This window comes from Pseudomonas sp. MF6767, assembly GCF_016405475.1.
GTDB classification, from domain to species: Bacteria; Pseudomonadota; Gammaproteobacteria; order Pseudomonadales; family Pseudomonadaceae; genus Aquipseudomonas; species Aquipseudomonas paracarnis.
Genome location: NZ_JAEKCY010000005.1, coordinates 75,569 through 91,680, shown reverse-complemented (window position 1 = coordinate 91,680; position 16,112 = coordinate 75,569). Strand labels below are relative to the sequence as shown.

Here is a 16,112-nt window from a genome sequence, read left to right as displayed (position 1 = left end):
CGCGGGCAAGCCCGGCTCCCACATTGGATTGCGATCACTGTGGGAGCCGGGCTTGCCCGCGACGGCCACGACTCGATGCAAGGCCCTGCTCAGATAGCACTGAACCGTTGAGCCAGTTTCTGCTCGGCGAACTGCTCAATAATAAAATCCACAAACGCCCGCGTCTTGCCCGGCAGCAATTTATGCTCGGCGTAGTAGATGGAAATATTGCCGTCGTCCACATACCAATCGGGTAACACTCGCACCAACGCACCGCTGTCCAGGAACGGCACCGCCATCGGCATACTCACCAGCGCGATGCCAAGGCCCTGGGCACTGGCGCAGCAAGCGGCTTCGGAGTCGCTCATGGTCATCGCTGGTTTCAGCACTAGAGGGCTGTGCTCGCGCTCACGATGGGTCAGTTGCCATGAACGCACCCGGCCTGTCTGCGGCGAGCGGATCAAGATGCCAAGGCAGTGCGACAGGTCGTCGGGCGCCCGTACCGGCAAGCACCGCGCCAGGTAATCCGGCGACGCCACCAGCACCCGGTGCGCCGGGGTCAACTTGCGCGCAACCACGCCTTGGGGCAGCTCAAACCCGCCGCCAATGGCCGCATCGAAGCCTTGCCCGATCAGGTCGACCTGGCGGTTATCGAAATGCCAGTCCGGGCTGATATCCGGATAGCGCCGCATAAATTCGCCCAGCAACGGCACCACGTACCGGTTACCGAACACTGGCCCCATGCTGACCTTGAGCGTGCCCACCGGCCGCCCTTCGGCACTGGCCAGGTTGGCGACCGCATTCTGGATGGTGGTGAGGCTGCCGCTGACTTCCGCCAGAAACATCTTGCCGGCTTCGGTCAGCGCCAGACGCCGAGTGCTGCGCTGGAACAGCCGCACACCGAGGCGCGCCTCCAACTTGGCAACGCTTTTACCCACCGCAGCCGGGGTCAGGCTCAGGTGCCGAGCAGCCTCGGCAAAGCTGCCACCCTCGGCGCTGCGCACAAAGCATTCGATACTGCCAAAGCTTTCCATATCGCCACACTCTAAACTTTTGGTTTACACAGACTATAGCAACCACGGGCTACCGAGCAGCGCGGGTGAGGTCGATACTCGCTCCATCAACTACCTCGGAGATCGACATGACCACACACAACCTCACCGGCAAAGTCGCCTTGATTCAAGGCGGTTCCCGCGGCATCGGCGCCGCCATCGTCAAGCGCCTCGCCGCCCAGGGGGCAGCGGTTGCCTTTACCTACGTCAGCTCGGCCGCCAAGGCTGAAACACTGCAGAACGAGGTGATCAGCGCAGGGGGGCAGGCTCTGGCGATACACGCCGACAGCGCCGATGCCACGGCGATTCGCGCTGCGGTCAACGCCACGGTCGAGGCGTTTGGACGCCTGGATATCCTGGTGAATAATGCCGGCGTGCTGGCCATCGCGCCGCTGGAAGACTTCAAGCTGGAAGACTTCGACCAGACCCTGGCGATCAACGTACGCAGCGTGTTTATCGCCACCCAGGAAGCCGCCAAACACATGGGTGAAGGCGGCCGCGTGATCAATATCGGCAGCACCAACGCCGAGCGTATGCCATTCGGTGGCGGCGGCCCTTATGCGATGAGCAAGGCGGCACTGGTGGGGTTGACCAAGGGATTGGCGCGGGATCTGGGGCCACGTGGCATCACCATCAACAACGTGCAGCCTGGGCCGGTGGACACCGATATGAACCCGGCGAACAGTGATTTTGCCGAAAGTCTGATCGGGTTGATGGCGGTAGGTCGGTATGGGCATGTGGAGGAGATTGCCAGTTTTGTGGCCTATCTGGCCGGGCCGGAAGCCGGCTATATCACTGGCGCCAGCCTGACCATCGATGGTGGTTTCAGCGCCTGATTTTGCAAAACCGCAAACCAAATGTGGGAGCGGGCTTGCTCGCGAATACGGTGAGTCAGTTGATAAATCTACTGACTGACACCCTGCATTCGCGAGCAAGCCAGCTCCCACATTTTTGACCGCGCGGGGTCAGGCCATGGGGGGCAAGCCGTAGGCGGCCAAATCAAAGTCGGCGAGCTTGCGAATAATCTGGTCAGCATGCTGGTACTTGCTGTCAGCCATCGCCTCATCGGGCACCGCAATAGCGGTCATGTGCGCAGCCTTCGCGGCCGTCACGCCGAACGGCGAATCTTCGAACACCAGACAATCCTCAGGCGCTACACCCAACCGGCGCGCTGCGGTAAGGAAGATATCCGGCGCGGGCTTGGCAGCACCGACTTCCGGGTCGTCAGCGGTGACGATGGTGTCGAACAGGCCAAACCATTCACGGTGCAGGGTGGTCTTGTGGCCAAACGAATTACGCGATGAACTGGTGCCCACCGCAATCGGAATATTGTGCGCCTTCAAGTGCCGCACCAACGCCTCGGCACCGGGCATGCCCAAGGCCTTGGGAAAGCGCTCGCTCATCAGCGGTTCGCGTATTTCCAGAAACTCGGCGGGCGTGATCGGCAGGTCCAGCGCCTTGACCACGTAATCGGCCAAATCCTGGGCACCCCGCCCGATGATGTGCTGCTTGATGCCCCAGTCGTAGGTACGGCCATAGCGTTCGGCAATGATCTGCGTGACTTCGGTGTAGATGCCTTCGGTATCCAGCAACAACCCGTCCATATCGAAAATCACGGCCTTGATCGGGACAGCGTTACGCGGTGCATTCATCACAACACAACCTTGGGGCGAGGACTAAAAGGATTCAGCACAATAACGGCCCTCGTTGCCTGCAAGCAACCTTCGTGGGCTATCCGTTGATTCATACCACGCAACAGTTTTGCCCGTCGGCGCTGACGGCGGCCGTCTAGGGTTTGAGAGGAAAACGTCATGACCCGTTGACGCGGATCTGAAAATACCGATTGCAAACCTTATAAAAGACTTATTAGCCTCCCCTGAACTCAATCCAATGGACGCGAAAAGCCGTCAAACAATTGCTTCGGTTGCATTCGTATCATCAGCAACAGGTACGCGATGCCGTGTCCGCTCTTGAACACATGCCCGATGCAATCAACGTCAAGGCACTGGTTAACCATCCTCACAGCTATCGCTTGCGGGTTGGTCATTACCGGGTCCTTTTCGACTGGGACGGCAGCACCCAGGTCGTCAGTATCCAAGAGGGTAAAAAACGTGACGAGCGAACCTACTGCCGTACAGATCATCCACAATACGCAGGGCGAGCCAGCCTATGTGGTGATTCCCTATGAACACTATGTGGCGCAGCAAAACGATCCAAACCTGATACCCCATGCGGTAGTCAGCCGCCTGGTGGATGGCGCAACACCTATTCGCGCGTGGCGCGAGCATCTGAGCCTGACCCAGGAAGAAGTCGCCAAACGCCTGGGTATTTCACAATCGGCATTTGCCCAGCAGGAAGCGGTCAGCAAACCCCGCCGCACCACGCGAGAAAAGATAGCCAAAGCGTTCGGTATCAATGCCAGTCAACTGGAGCTATAACGGCGCGCTGCAAAAATTCACGTACCCCTTCACCTCACATCGAGCTCAAACATGCTCTACCGCCTAGCCGCCGACGGCCTCGTGCTGTTCCACCTGGCCTTTATCCTGTTCGTGCTGTTCGGCGGCCTGCTCACCCTGAAGTGGCCCCGGGTAATGTGGCTGCACCTGCCCGCCGTTGCCTGGGGCATCGCGGTAGAGGTGCTGCACCTGCCCTGCCCACTCACCCGTTGGGAAAACCTGTTTCGCCACTTGGCCGGGCAGGATGGTTATGGCGGTGGGTTTATCGAGCATTACATTCTGACGATGATCTACCCAGCCGGGCTGACTGCGAATACTCAATTAGTGCTGGGGGCCGTGGTGGTGGTGGTCAACCTCGCCGTGTATGCACGCCTGATCAAACGCAAGTAGGCAGGCAACCCAGGCCAACCAGGGTGGCCTCCACCGCCTGTTCCAGCGGTGTGTGGGGCTCATGGCCGAGCGTCGCGAGCAGGCGCTGGTTATCCAGGCGCAACGGTGTTTGCCACAGGTAGCGCATCTCCTGCATCTCACGCACGGTGACGACAAAAGGCGCCGCCCAGTTCAACAACCACCAGGGAAACGCGCCGACCCTGGGTTGCTGGCCCGTCCTGCGCAGCACCACACGCTGGATCGTCTTAGCCATCTGCGTACCGTCCGCATCCATGTACCCAGCCATATGAAAGCAGGCGAAGGCGCCAAGACTGGCACGACGCTCAATCAACTCAAGCATTGTACGCGCTACGTCCGGCAGATAAGCCCATTGATGGGCCACGCCGTAATCGCCTGGGTAGCGGATGGTGTGCACCGGTTTGCCGGGTTTGACCAAGCCTTGGGCAAACCAGTTATTGGCCACCCTGGCGCCGAAAAAATCCCCAGCGCGCAAAATCACCACCCGGGCGCCCTGAGTGGAAGCGGCTCGCAAGCGCTGCTCCATCTGCACACGGATCGCGCCCTTGCGAGTCAGCGGGTGCTGGGGTGAGTCTTCGTGCAGCACAGGGAATGCATCCGGCCCGAAGTTGTAGACCGTGCCGGGCAGCACGACTGTCGCGCCTTCGCAGATGGCCGCCGCAATGGAGTTGTCGATCATCGGCAACACCCACTCGGCCCATTTGCGATAACCCGGCGGATTGACGCCGTGCACGATTACCGCGCAGCCCCGGGCGGCCGCGATCACGTCGTCGCGATTCAGGGCATCGCCTTTTAGCCACGTAAAAACAGGATTTTGGCTGCGAGCCTTGATCAGATCCCGAGTCAACGCCCGCACCTCCCAGCCCGCCGCGCTCAACTGCCGCGCCACTTCGCCACCAATGCCACCGGTTGCACCCAAAACCAGAACCTTGCTCATCACCCTCTCCCACTGTTGGTTGATGAGGGTATGTTGGATGCGGAACAGCTATAGAGGAATTGCCCAAGGGTATCGAGCCGCTATACATTTATGTATGGCTACGAATATCGGTTGGGAGCTTTACCGGTCATTTCTCGGTGTACTCAAGGAAGGATCGCTGTCGGGGGCCGCACGGCAGCTCGGCATCACCCAACCCACGGTAGGGCGGCACATCGCCGCGCTGGAAACGGCGCTGGGCGTCGTGTTGTTCACCCGCTCGCCCTCAGGCTTATTACCCACTACGGTCGCCCACACACTGCGGGCGCATGCAGAAACCATGGCGCGTACCGCCGCCGCCCTTGAACGCGCCGCCTCGTCCCAAGGCGATGAGGTGCGCGGCGTGGTACGAGTATCGGCCAGTGAAGTGGTGGGTGTGGAGGTACTGCCGCCGATCATCACGCAATTGCGCCGGGAACACCCGCACCTGAAGGTGGAACTGGTGCTGACCAACCGCTTGAGCGACCTGCTGCAGCTGGAAGCCGACATTGCCGTGCGCATGGTGCGCCCCAGCCAGGAGCAGCTGCTGGCGCGGCGTATCGGCCTGATCGAAGTCGGCCTGCATGCCCGTGACGATTACCTGCAGCAACACGGCATCCCTCAACACATGCACGACCTGGCCGGCCACTCCGTCATCGGCTTTGATCAAGCCACTGCATTTATCCGCAGCCTGGCAATCAAGGGTTTTGAGCGCAACGCCTTCGCCATCAGTAGCGACAGCGACCTGGCGCAACTGGCAATGATCCGCGCCGGTGCCGGCATCGGTGGGTGCCAGGTACAACTGGCCCAGCGCGACCCACGTCTGCGCCGAGTGCTGCCTGACGGCTTCGCGTTTAAAATGGACACTTGGGTCAGCATGCACGAAGACCTGCGCAACAGCCCACGCTGCCGGGTGACATTCGATGCACTGGTGGCAGGTTTGCAGCGTTACGTACAGGCTTGAGACAGCTGCGCTGGTGAACAATCAGCGCACCTCAATCCGTTCGCGGTCGCCCCATGTCCGAAGCCTTCGAAGTTCCCAGCCCCCACGAAAAACACCTTGAACACACCACCGAGCATGCTCACGGCCGCGGCGATAGCTTTGCCAGTCGTATCGCCGTGATGACCGCGATCATGGCGACCGTCGGTGCCATGCTCAGCTATCAGGCCGGCTCCAGCGAAAGTGAAGCTGCGATGGACAAGAACAACGCCGCCATCATCAAGACCGAAGCCGCTAACCAGTGGAACTACTACCAGGCCAAATCCAGCCGCCAGAACCTGGCAGAACTGGCCAGCCATATTCCCGGCGTGGATGCGGCGCATTACCAGGCGGAGATCGAGCGCTACAAGCGCCAGAAGGAAGAAGTGCGTAAACAGGCCGAAACGCTTGAGGCCACTTCACGGGACTGGGACCACAAATCCGAGGAAGCGCTGCACCAGCACCATCGCTGGGCCCAGGCGATGACGGCGATTCAGATCGCGATTTCATTGGCGGCGATTACCCTGCTCACGCGCAAGGAATGGCTCAAACGCATGTCGTACACCGCCGGCGGGGTGGCGGTGATGTTGGGTGGCCTGGCGTGGCTGCATCTCTGACACGCCGAAGAATAAATGTGGGCGCTGTCGAGCCCCAACCAGGCTGCAATGGGATCACCGCGCAGTACCCGCCAGACTGCGACCCAGCCTCGCTGATTGATTTCAATCTGCCAACTGAGCGCTTAGAGTGTCGCCCCCCCGAGAATTGAATCTCGAGATTGAACCTATGGAGTTATGAGTGAAATACGTCAGTAAAGTCGTTGCAGCAGCCGTACTTAGTTTCACCCTGGCAGGTTGCACCGGCACCGCCATGAAAACCCAGCAATACGACGCCAGCCAATACACCGTGCTGGGCCACAGCGAAGCCAGCGCCACCGGCATCATGCTGCTGGGTGTTATCCCCATCGGCCAGAACAACCGCTTCGTGCGCGCCCAGGATGCGGCCATCAAGGCCAAGGGCGGCGACGCGTTGATCAACACACAAGTGCAGGAAAAGTGGTTCTGGGCTTGGGTATTGAACGGCTACACCACCAAAATCTCCGGTGATGTGATCAAGCTGAAAACCGCGCAGTAAGTATGAAACTGCCAGGGCGCTGACCCCGGCAAGCGACGTATCATGGGCCTGACTTTCGAGGATGGCCCATGAACCTCAGTATCGTTTACGCCCTCGCGGCGGCCGCCCTGTTCGGGGCCAGCACCCCGCTGGCCCAAAGCCTTGGCCTGGGCCTCTCTCCCATCCTGCTCGCCGGCCTGCTCTACCTCGGCAGCGGCATCGGCCTTGCCGGTGTGCGCTTGATCCGTGATCGCGGCTGGAAACCTACGGGGCTGACTCCGTCGGAATGGCCGTGGCTGCTCGGCGCAATCGCCTTCGGCGGCCTCCTCGGGCCCGTTGCATTGATGTTCGGCCTGACCCGCACCACCAGCGCCAGCGCCTCCCTGATGCTCAACCTTGAGTCGGTACTGACCGCCGTGATCGCCTGGGTCGTGTTCCGCGAAAACGCCGACCGACGCATCGTCCTCGGCATGCTCGCCATTGTGCTGGGCGGCGTGGTGTTGTCAGGGTCCGGTGCTGACGGCAGCCGCCAGGACTGGACCGGACCGCTTGCCGTTGCGCTGGCGTGCTTGTGCTGGGGGATCGATAACAACCTCACGCGCAAAGTGTCCGCGTCTGACGCATTGTTTATCGCAGGAGCCAAAGGCTTGATTGCGGGGCTGGTCAATTGCAGCCTGGCACTTTACCTCGGGGCGCAGATTCCCGGCATGGCGCAACTGGCGCCGATTCTACTGGTAGGTTTCCTCGGCTATGGCATCAGCCTGGTGATGTTCGTGCTGGCCCTCCGCGGACTGGGCAGCGCGCGCACCGGCGCTTACTTCTCCACGGCACCCTTTCTCGGTGCTGCAGTGGCGTTGCTGGTATTTGGCGAGTCGGTGACCGCGGCCTTCTGGATTGCCTCGGCACTGATGGCAGTAGGCGTGTGGCTGCACCTGACGGAGCGGCATGCCCATGAGCATGTGCATGAGGCAACGCAACATGGGCACTGGCATGTGCATGATGAGCATCATCAACATGAGCATGGGTTTGAGTGGGACTCGAAGGTGCCTCATAGCCATGAGCATGCACATGGAGTGATGAGGCATAGCCATGCGCACTTTCCGGATGTGCATCATCGGCATAGGCATTGAGGGCGGGCTTAGGCATAGGGCGTGACGTCATGGGGCCGCAGACTGAAAGGCCAGACAACTGAGCTGATAAAAGTTGTACTTTTCAAACCCCAGAAATCACAAAACCCCTGGTTTCTTTCGAAACCAGGGGTTTTGTTTACATCGAATTTGGCGGTGAAGGAGAGATTCGAACTCTCGATACAATTTCTTGTATACACACTTTCCAGGCGTGCTCCTTAAGCCACTCGGACACTTCACCGTATCTCGTCAAACCAGTTCAGTCTGTCGAGGCGCGCTAATGTAGTCGAAAGCCTTTCTGATGGCAAAGGTTTTTTTCAGAATTTTCATGCGGTTAGACCGTTATGCCATTCACCGTCCGGCAAGGGGTGGTGATTGTGCCATTCTCAGGCATCGGCGGCACGCGTCTGGAGCGCTTGCTGCGCCCTGCTCCGGGGCGTCTACCCTTGGGGATGCAGGAAAAGCCTGACTGGGTAGTCAGTCACGGCGCTTTACCCGCGCGGGCGTGGTGAGTAACGTCTGCGCATCTATCTCTATAACAAGCCCTACAAGGAACCGCGTCATGAGTGAGTTGATTGCCTACCACTTCGAAGACGGTATCGCGACCCTGACCCTGAGCAACGGCAAGGTGAATGCCATTTCTCCGGCGGTGATCAGTGAGTTTAATGCGGCGCTGGATCAGGCCGAGAAGGATCGGGCGGTGGTGATCATCACGGGCACGCCGGGGATTTTGTCGGGTGGTTATGATTTGAAGGTGATGACGGCCGGCCCTAAAGAGGCAATCAGCCTGGTGACCTCGGGTTCGACCCTGGCGCGGCGGATGTTGGCGCATCCGTTCCCGGTGATTGTGGCCTGCCCTGGGCATGCGGTGGCCAAGGGCGCGTTCCTGTTATTGTCGGCCGATTATCGGATTGGCGTCGAAGGCCCGTTCAGCATTGGCCTGAATGAAGTGGCGATTGGCATGACCATGCACCATGCCGGTATCGAGTTGGCGCGGGATCGCCTGCGTAAGTCGGCGTTTCAGCGTTCGGTGATCAATGCCGAGATGTTTGATCCGCAAGGCGCCTTGCACGCCGGTTTCCTCGACAAGGTGGTGGCACCCGAAGAACTGCACGCTGCAGCACTGGAAGCAGCACGGCAGCTGAAGAAGATCAATATGAACGCCCACAAGCACACCAAGTTGAAAGTACGCCGCGCGCTGCTCGAAGCCCTGGACGATGCAATCATCCAGGATCAGGGCCATAGCCCGAGCTAAGTCCTACACCTGCTGTGCCTGAGCCCGACCTTGAGTCGGGCTTTTTCTTACCTATAAATGTGAAACCTCCGTAGCCGCTCTAGCTAGCCGTTATCGGCCCATGTGGAAACATGCGCTTAAACATCGGCTATCTCCTACGTCTGTAGGGGCAATTGCCGAATACAGTGCACATCCGTACACTGCGCCACCTTTTGTCCCGATGGGCCGTGTCGATGCTTTTTCTGTTGCGTATGTTGTTGATGAGCCTGCATTTTATGATCGCTGGCGTGCTGGGTGTGTTGGTCGGTGTGTGCCGGCCGTTCAACCCGGACAACAGCCGTCTCTGCGCTCGCCTCTATGCGTTGCCGGCCATGCGGATCTTGGGCTTGAACGTGAAGGCCGACGTCGACTCGCTGCGCAACAAGCCCGGTACCTGCGTGGTGATCGCCAACCATCAGTCCAATTACGATTTGTTTGTGTTCGGCAATGTAGTGCCGCATCGCACGGTCTGCATCGCCAAGAAAAGCCTGAAATGGGTACCACTGTTCGGCCAGTTGTTCTGGCTGGCGGGCAATGTGCTGATCGACCGTGGCAATGCGCACAAGGCCCGGCGTGCGATGCTGACGACCACGCATACCTTGCAGCATGAGGACACGTCAATCTGGGTGTTCCCGGAAGGTACGCGCAACCTGGGCAAAGGGTTGTTGCCGTTCAAGAAAGGCGCGTTCCATATGGCGATTGCGGCCGGTGTGCCTATCGTGCAGGTGTGTGTCAGCAATTACGTGACGCAGATGAAGCTCAATCGTTGGGACAGCGGCAGTGTGCTGATACGCTCGTTGCCGCCGATTACTACCTGTGGGTTGACGGTGGATGACATCCCTCAGTTGCTGCTGACGTGTCAGACGCAGATGGATGAGTGCATCGCGCAGATGGACCGTGAGCTTATAGGAGCGAGCTTGCTCGCGAAAAACGTATAAGCGACGCGGGTCACCTGATGGCGCTGCGTTATCGTTGACGATTTTCGCGAGCAAGCTCGCTCCTACAGGGGAGTGGGCAATGTCGGTGAGCAACAACGGAACGCCATTCAGGCTAAGCTGCCCAACATCTGTCCTCTTGATAAGAAGTGATCAGCACCATGGGTAGAGTTGTTGCGGCTGCCGTCTACAGCGCCGGTAAGAAAGTCTCGGATATCACTCTCGATGAAGGCGCGGCCTGGGCCGCCAAACCTGGGCACTTTGTGTGGATCGGCCTGGAAGAACCCAGCGCCCAGGAACTGAACAACCTGCAACGCCAGTTCAACCTGCACGAGCTGGCGATCGAAGACGCCATGGAAAAACACAGCCGCCCGAAGCTGGAAACCTTCGGCGACGCGCTGTTTATCGTCACCTACTCACCGGTGCGCGAGAACGGCAAGCTGGAGTTTATCGAAACCCATATCTTTGCCGGCAACGGCTACATCATCACCGCACGCAACGGCCACTCGGCGTCCTACGGTTTTGTGCGCCAGCGTTGTGAGGCGCGACCGTTGTTACTGGAGCATGGGGAAGATTTCGTACTCTATGCGTTGCTGGATTTTGTCACTGAAAACTACCAGCCGGTGAGCGAGGCGATCCATGCCGAGATCGATGAGCTGGAGCGCAACGTGCTGTGCAGTTCGCTAAACGAGCGCGATATCCAGCACCTCCACGGCCTGCGCCGCGATGTGTTGCGGCTCAAGCGGCATGTGGCGCCGATGGTCGAAATCAGCCAAGAGTTGCAGAAGCTCAGCTTTCCGTTTATCGACAAGAACATGCGCCCGTATTTCCGTGACGTGCAAATCCACGTGACGCGGCAAATGGAAGACCTCACCACCCTGCGCGACATTGCCAGCCAGACCATCGAGATCGGTGTGTTGCTGGAGGCTTCGCGCCAGAGCGTGGTGCAGCGCAAGTTCGCCGCGTGGGCGGCGATCCTGGCGTTCCCCACGGCGGTGGCGGGGATTTACGGGATGAACTTTCAGAACATGCCCGAGCTGCAATGGCACTACGGCTATTTTGCGGTGCTCGGTTTTATTACCTTGGGCTGTACCGGTTTATGGGCCAGCTTCAAGCGTTCGGGCTGGCTTTAAGCCTTGGCTTCAGGCTGGTGCGCCACAAAGCGCATCATCCACTCCGCCACGGTCACGCCGTGGTGGTCGCGCTCCAGGCTGGCCACGCCGTTGCTGTAGACCTTTTCACCCAAGGTTGTCTGAAGTATTTCCAGCAACTCACGGGAATAGTCGTGAACAAACTCCGGATGGCCCTGGAAGCACAGCACTTGGTCGCCAATGTGATACGCGGCAAACGGGCAGAATTCGCTGGAGGCGATCACGGTGGCGTTTTCCGGCAAGGTGGTGACTTGGTCCTGGTGGCTGATCAATAGCGTCAGCTCCGGCACCTCGGGGCTCATCCATGGCGTCTTGGCATCCAGTTTGTAGGCGTGGGTGCCCATGCCCCAGCCCTGGCTGGCACGTTCGGCCTTGCCGCCCAGCAGCAGCGCGAGCAACTGATGGCCGAAGCACACGCCCAGCAGCTTGTCGCCGCGCTCATAACGCGTGAGCAGGTAGGTCTTGAGCGTCTGGATCCAGGGGTCGGTACCGAAGGAATCGGCCTTGCTGCCGGTGATCAGGTACGCGTCAAACACTTCGTCATCCGGCGGGTACTCGCCTTGCACCACGTTGTAGACCACAAACTCGGCGGCTATCGGTTGCTTGGCGAACAGGCGCTTGAACATCTGCCCATAGCCTTGGTACTCATCGATCAAAGCGGGACGCAGAATATCGGTTTCCAGGATGCAGACGCGTAGCGACATAAAAAATACCTGACACGGCGATGGGAATATTGCACACCCAGAGCCTGCCTTGAAATACACCCCCAAAGCAAGCCCTCAATGGGCACCCACACTCACTGTAGGAGCGAGCTTGCTCGCGAAGAACGTCAACGATAACGCAGGTATCCTGGATAAAAGCGATGCCTGTGCGTTTTTCGCGAGCAAGCTCGCTCCTACAGTGAAACGTCTAAAACAGCGCACCTTTTGCGGCTTTTTCCAACAACAACGTCGGCGGCGAGAAGCGCTCCCCGTACTCCTCGGCGAGGTAGCGGGCGCGGGCGATGAAGTCGTTCAGCCCGTACTGGTTGATAAACTGCAACGCGCCGCCACTCCAAGCGGCAAAACCGATGCCGAAGATTGAACCGACGTTGGCATCCGCCGTGGACATCAACACGCCCTCCTCCACACAGCGCACGGTTTCGATGGCTTGGATAAACAGCAAGCGGTCACGCACATCCTGGGGGGAGATTTGCTTGCCGGGCTGTTCGAACCGGTTTTTCAGCTCAGGCCACAGGTGCTTCTGGCCGCCAGCGGGATAGTCGTAAAAACCACCGCCGGCCGCCTTGCCCGTGCGCTTGTATTCGTTCACCAACAGATCAATCACCGCCGTCGCCGGATGGTTCGGCATAGCCTTGCCTTCGGCCTGCAGGTCCTTGGCCGTTTGCTGTCGGATATGGCTCATCAGGCTGAGGGACACTTCATCGGACACCGCCAGCGGCCCCACTGGCATGCCGGCCTTGCGCGCTTCGGTCTCGATCATCGGCGCCGCCACGCCTTCGCCGAGCATGGCGATGCCTTCGTTGGTAAAGGTGCCGAATACCCGCGAGGTAAAGAAACCGCGACTGTCGTTGACCACAATCGGGGTTTTCTTGATTTGGAGTACGAAGTCAAAACCTCGGGCCAGGGTTTCGTCGCTGGTGCGCGCCCCCTTGATGATTTCCACCAAGGGCATCTTGTCCACGGGGCTGAAGAAGTGCAGGCCGATGAACCTGGCTTGATCAGGCACCGCCGTGGCCAGGCCGCTGATGGGCAAGGTGGAGGTGTTGGAGGCGATCACCGCGTCGGCCCCCACCACGCTTTGCGCTGCGGCCGAGACCTTGGCCTTGAGTGCGCGGTCTTCGAATACGGCCTCGATGATCAGGTCGCAGCCGGCCAGGTCGGCGTCATCCTGAGTAGGATGAATGCGCGCCAGGGTGGTTTCGCGCTGTTCGGCGGTCAATTGCCCACGGCTGACTTTCTTGTCCAGCAATGCGGCCGAATGGGCTTTGCCTTTTTCAGCGGCGGCCAGGGTGATGTCTTTGAGCACCACCTCGATCCCCGCACAGGCACTGACATAGGCGATGCCCGCGCCCATCATCCCGGCGCCGAGCACGCCGACTTTGCGCGTTACATAAGGCGCAAAACCCTGCGGTCGCGAGCTGCCGGCGTTGATTTGGTTGAGCTGGAACCAGAAGGTGCCGATCATGTTCTTCGCCACTTGCCCGGTCACCAGTTCGGTGAAGTAACGGGTTTCGATCAGGTGCGCGGTGTCGAAGTCCACTTGGGCGCCCTCGACCGCTGCACACAGGATTTTCTCCGGCGCGGGGAAGCAGCCCTGGGTCTTGCTACGCAAAATCGACGGCGCAATGGCGAGCATCTGTGCGACTTTAGGGTGGGATGGCGTGCCGCCGGGAATCGCGTAGCCCTTGGTGTCCCAGGGTTGCCTGGCCTGCGGATTAGCCAGAATCCAGGCACGGGCCTGGGCCAGCAATGCCTCGCGATCCGCCGCCAACTCATCAATCAAACCCGCTTGCAGGGCCTGTGCGGGCCGCACCTTTTTGCCTTCGAGCAAATACGGCAAGGCTTTTTCCAGGCCAAGCATGCGCACCATGCGCACCACGCCACCGCCCCCGGGCAACAGGCCAAGGGTGACTTCCGGCAAACCCAGTTGCACGGACTTGTCGTCCAGCGCGACCCGGTGATGGCAGGCCAGGCAAATCTCCCAACCACCTCCCAGGGCCGCGCCATTGATCGCGGCGACCACCGGTTTGCCGAGGGTTTCCAGGCGGCGCAATTGCGCTTTCAATACCAAGACACTGTCGTAGAACGACTTGGCGTGGGCTTTATCGACCTTGATCAGCTCATTGAGGTCACCCCCGGCAAAAAAGGTTTTCTTGGCCGAGGTGATCACCACCCCGGCGATCTCGTCCTTTTCCGCTTCCAGGCGCGCGAGGGTGGCCGCCATGGCTTCACGGTAGGCGGCGTTCATGGTGTTGGCGCTCTGGCCGGGCATGTCCAGGGTCAGTACCACGATCTGGTCCTGGCCTTTTTCGTAACGAATGGCATCGGTCATGACAAATTCCTTAGGCTCAGAGGCGTTCGATAATGGTGGCGATCCCCATGCCACCGCCGACACACAAGGTGGCCAGGCCGTAGCGTTGCTGGCGCACCTCGAGCTCGTCGAGCAAGGTGCCGAGAATCGCGCAGCCGGTGGCGCCCAAGGGATGGCCCATGGCGATGGAGCCGCCGTTGACATTGACCCGTGCGGTGTCGATGCCCATGTCCTTGATGAACTTGAGCACGACCGAAGCAAAGGCTTCGTTGACTTCGAACAGGTCGATGTCTTCAACCCGCAGGCCGGCTTTGGCCAGTGCTTTGCGAGTGGCCGGCGCGGGGCCGGTGAGCATGATGGTCGGGTCGGTGCTGGTCACCGCCGTGGCGACAATACGCGCCCGCGGTTGCAGGCCCAGTTCACGGCCTTTGGCCTCGGAACCGATCAGCATCAGCGCGGCGCCATCCACAATGCCGGAACTGTTGCCCGGCGTGTGCACATGGTGGATGCGCTCCACGTGGCTATAGACCCGCAACGCGGTGGCGTCGAAGCCCATCTGGCCCATCATTTCGAAGCTCGGCTTGAGCTTGCCCAAGCCCTCGAGGGTTGAGTCGCCGCGGATAAATTCGTCATGGTCCAGCAGCACAATGCCGTTCTGGTCGTGCACCGCGATCAGCGACTTATTGAAGGAACGGTCTGCCCGCGCCCTGGCGGCTTTCTGCTGGGACTGTAGGGCAAAGGTGTCGACATCCTGGCGTGTGAAGCCTTCCAGGGTGGCGATCAGGTCGGCGCCAATGCCTTGGGGCGTGAAGTGGCTGTGCATATTGGTTTGCGGGTCGAGCACCCAGGCGCCGCCATCGCTGCCCATGGGCACGCGGGACATGGACTCGACGCCGCCAACAACCACCAGGTCTTCGAAGCCGGAACGCACCTTCATCGCCCCCAGGTTCACCGCCTCCAGGCCCGACGCGCAGAAGCGATTGACCTGTACACCGGCAACACTGACATCCCAGTCGGCCACCAGCGCGGCGGTCTTGGCGATATCGGCGCCCTGGTCGCCCACGGGGGTGACGCAGCCAAGGACGATGTCATCCACTTGGCGGGTGTCGAGGTCGCTGCGCTGCGCCAGCGCCGTGAGCAAGCCGGCCACCAGGTTTACAGGCTTGACGCTGTGCAGGGCACCGTCGGCCTTGCCTTTACCCCGGGGCGTGCGTATCGCATCAAAGATCAAAGCTTGGGTCATGACATCCTCGAACCGCTATGGGTGTGTGCCCCTACCTTAGGCCCGATTGACACGGTTTCAATGACGGATGCGCTCATTGCTTTTGACCCCCTCGCTCGGACGAACGGTAGGTACCTACGGGAAATGCCTGATTAATCGTTTTAGCCGTCTAGCCCTAGGGCTGGCGCCAAGATGGCAATAAGCCTCATGCCGTTTTTAGCGCAAATACTTCTTAGCTGATATGAAATGAGTCTAAGCCAGAAAGAACGGGCGCTCTAAGGTTGAATCTGTAAGACGCTGCTGCCGGGTTTTGCTGGAGCAGCTGTAAGAAAAGTGCAACGTCACCTCGCGATACTGACTTCAACGGCACGCATTTGACGCTCAGGAATAACAACAAAAGAAAAGGCAGTCAGCCATGTTCAAACAATCGAAAGT

17 protein-coding genes, 1 tRNA gene and 1 pseudogene are annotated in these 16,112 nt (G+C 59.8%); 12 read left to right on the top strand and 7 right to left on the bottom strand.

Going from position 1 to position 16,112, the window contains the following annotated elements:
• Positions 1-89: 89 nt before the first annotated feature.
• Positions 90-1,013 (bottom strand): LysR family transcriptional regulator, encoded by a 924-nt coding sequence (locus JFT58_RS10710; protein WP_054897201.1) that lies wholly within the window; start codon positions 1,011-1,013, stop codon positions 90-92.
• A 107-nt stretch (positions 1,014-1,120) separates the two neighbouring features.
• Between JFT58_RS10710 and JFT58_RS10705 the strand changes: the two genes are divergently transcribed.
• Positions 1,121-1,867, top strand: coding sequence for a 3-oxoacyl-ACP reductase family protein (locus tag JFT58_RS10705; protein ID WP_054897202.1), 747 nt, complete (start codon positions 1,121-1,123; stop codon positions 1,865-1,867).
• Between the two features lie 129 nt (positions 1,868-1,996).
• Here the strand turns inward: JFT58_RS10705 and JFT58_RS10700 are convergent, their stop codons facing one another.
• On the bottom strand, positions 1,997-2,683 hold the full coding sequence (locus JFT58_RS10700) for an HAD-IA family hydrolase (protein WP_054897203.1): 687 nt from the start codon (positions 2,681-2,683) through the stop codon (positions 1,997-1,999).
• 224 nt (positions 2,684-2,907) lie between these two features.
• On the opposite strand from JFT58_RS10700, the pseudogene JFT58_RS10695 reads away from it, so the two are divergent.
• The 3 genes and pseudogenes from JFT58_RS10695 to JFT58_RS10685 all read left to right on the top strand — a co-directional run.
• A pseudogene (locus tag JFT58_RS10695) lies at positions 2,908-3,159 on the top strand (type II toxin-antitoxin system RelE family toxin); the annotation flags it as partial.
• Positions 3,143-3,469: a helix-turn-helix domain-containing protein gene (locus JFT58_RS10690; protein WP_014719512.1), complete on the top strand. Its 327-nt coding sequence runs from the start codon at positions 3,143-3,145 to the stop codon at positions 3,467-3,469. The pseudogene JFT58_RS10695 and the gene JFT58_RS10690, both read left to right, overlap by 17 nt.
• Positions 3,470-3,520: 51 nt before the next feature.
• The gene (locus tag JFT58_RS10685; RefSeq protein ID WP_014719513.1) at positions 3,521-3,877 is read left to right on the top strand and encodes a DUF2784 domain-containing protein; all 357 of its coding nucleotides are present in this window, start codon (positions 3,521-3,523) and stop codon (positions 3,875-3,877) included.
• Here JFT58_RS10685 and JFT58_RS10680 read toward each other — a convergent pair.
• On the bottom strand, positions 3,864-4,832 hold the full coding sequence (locus JFT58_RS10680; RefSeq protein WP_054897204.1) for an NAD-dependent epimerase/dehydratase family protein: 969 nt from the start codon (positions 4,830-4,832) through the stop codon (positions 3,864-3,866). The two genes, JFT58_RS10685 and JFT58_RS10680, sit on opposite strands and share 14 nt — an antisense overlap.
• A gap of 94 nt (positions 4,833-4,926) precedes the next feature.
• Here JFT58_RS10680 and JFT58_RS10675 point away from each other — a divergent pair, with 94 nt between their 5' ends.
• From JFT58_RS10675 to JFT58_RS10660, 4 genes are all read left to right on the top strand, one after another.
• Positions 4,927-5,811, top strand: a complete 885-nt coding sequence (locus JFT58_RS10675; protein WP_014719515.1) for a LysR family transcriptional regulator — start codon at positions 4,927-4,929, stop codon at positions 5,809-5,811.
• A 53-nt stretch (positions 5,812-5,864) separates the two neighbouring features.
• Positions 5,865-6,443, top strand: coding sequence for a DUF4337 domain-containing protein (locus JFT58_RS10670; RefSeq protein ID WP_003193347.1), 579 nt, complete (start codon positions 5,865-5,867; stop codon positions 6,441-6,443).
• 178 nt (positions 6,444-6,621) lie between these two features.
• Entirely contained in the window at positions 6,622-6,957 is a 336-nt protein-coding gene (locus tag JFT58_RS10665) for a hypothetical protein (RefSeq protein WP_054897205.1), read from the top strand.
• Positions 6,958-7,025: 68 nt separating this feature from the next.
• Entirely contained in the window at positions 7,026-8,066 is a 1,041-nt protein-coding gene (locus JFT58_RS10660) for a DMT family transporter (RefSeq protein WP_054897206.1), read from the top strand.
• A gap of 148 nt (positions 8,067-8,214) precedes the next feature.
• On the opposite strand, the gene JFT58_RS10655 is transcribed toward JFT58_RS10660, so the two are convergent.
• A tRNA-Ser gene (locus tag JFT58_RS10655) sits at positions 8,215-8,304 on the bottom strand.
• 103 nt (positions 8,305-8,407) lie between these two features.
• On the opposite strand from JFT58_RS10655, the gene JFT58_RS10650 reads away from it, so the two are divergent.
• The 4 genes from JFT58_RS10650 to JFT58_RS10635 all read left to right on the top strand — a co-directional run bounded on the left by JFT58_RS10650 (position 8,408) and on the right by JFT58_RS10635 (position 11,404).
• Positions 8,408-8,575 (top strand): hypothetical protein, encoded by a 168-nt coding sequence (locus JFT58_RS10650; protein WP_155290843.1) that lies wholly within the window; start codon positions 8,408-8,410, stop codon positions 8,573-8,575.
• A 50-nt stretch (positions 8,576-8,625) separates the two neighbouring features.
• A complete protein-coding gene (locus JFT58_RS10645; protein WP_054897207.1) occupies positions 8,626-9,318 on the top strand; it encodes a crotonase/enoyl-CoA hydratase family protein in 693 nt (230 codons plus the stop codon).
• Between the two features lie 212 nt (positions 9,319-9,530).
• Positions 9,531-10,274, top strand: a complete 744-nt coding sequence (locus JFT58_RS10640) for a 1-acylglycerol-3-phosphate O-acyltransferase (RefSeq protein WP_054897208.1) — start codon at positions 9,531-9,533, stop codon at positions 10,272-10,274.
• A gap of 158 nt (positions 10,275-10,432) precedes the next feature.
• Positions 10,433-11,404: a magnesium and cobalt transport protein CorA gene (locus JFT58_RS10635; RefSeq protein ID WP_003193449.1), complete on the top strand. Its 972-nt coding sequence runs from the start codon at positions 10,433-10,435 to the stop codon at positions 11,402-11,404.
• Here JFT58_RS10635 and JFT58_RS10630 read toward each other — a convergent pair.
• From JFT58_RS10630 to JFT58_RS10620, 3 genes are all read right to left on the bottom strand, one after another.
• On the bottom strand, positions 11,401-12,126 hold the full coding sequence (locus JFT58_RS10630; protein ID WP_014719523.1) for an amidotransferase: 726 nt from the start codon (positions 12,124-12,126) through the stop codon (positions 11,401-11,403). The genes JFT58_RS10635 and JFT58_RS10630 overlap by 4 nt on opposite strands.
• Positions 12,127-12,331: 205 nt before the next feature.
• Positions 12,332-14,476 (bottom strand): 3-hydroxyacyl-CoA dehydrogenase NAD-binding domain-containing protein, encoded by a 2,145-nt coding sequence (locus JFT58_RS10625; protein WP_054897209.1) that lies wholly within the window; start codon positions 14,474-14,476, stop codon positions 12,332-12,334.
• A 16-nt stretch (positions 14,477-14,492) separates the two neighbouring features.
• Positions 14,493-15,698: an acetyl-CoA C-acetyltransferase gene (locus tag JFT58_RS10620; RefSeq protein WP_054897210.1), complete on the bottom strand. Its 1,206-nt coding sequence runs from the start codon at positions 15,696-15,698 to the stop codon at positions 14,493-14,495.
• Between the last annotated feature and the right edge of the window lie 414 nt (positions 15,699-16,112).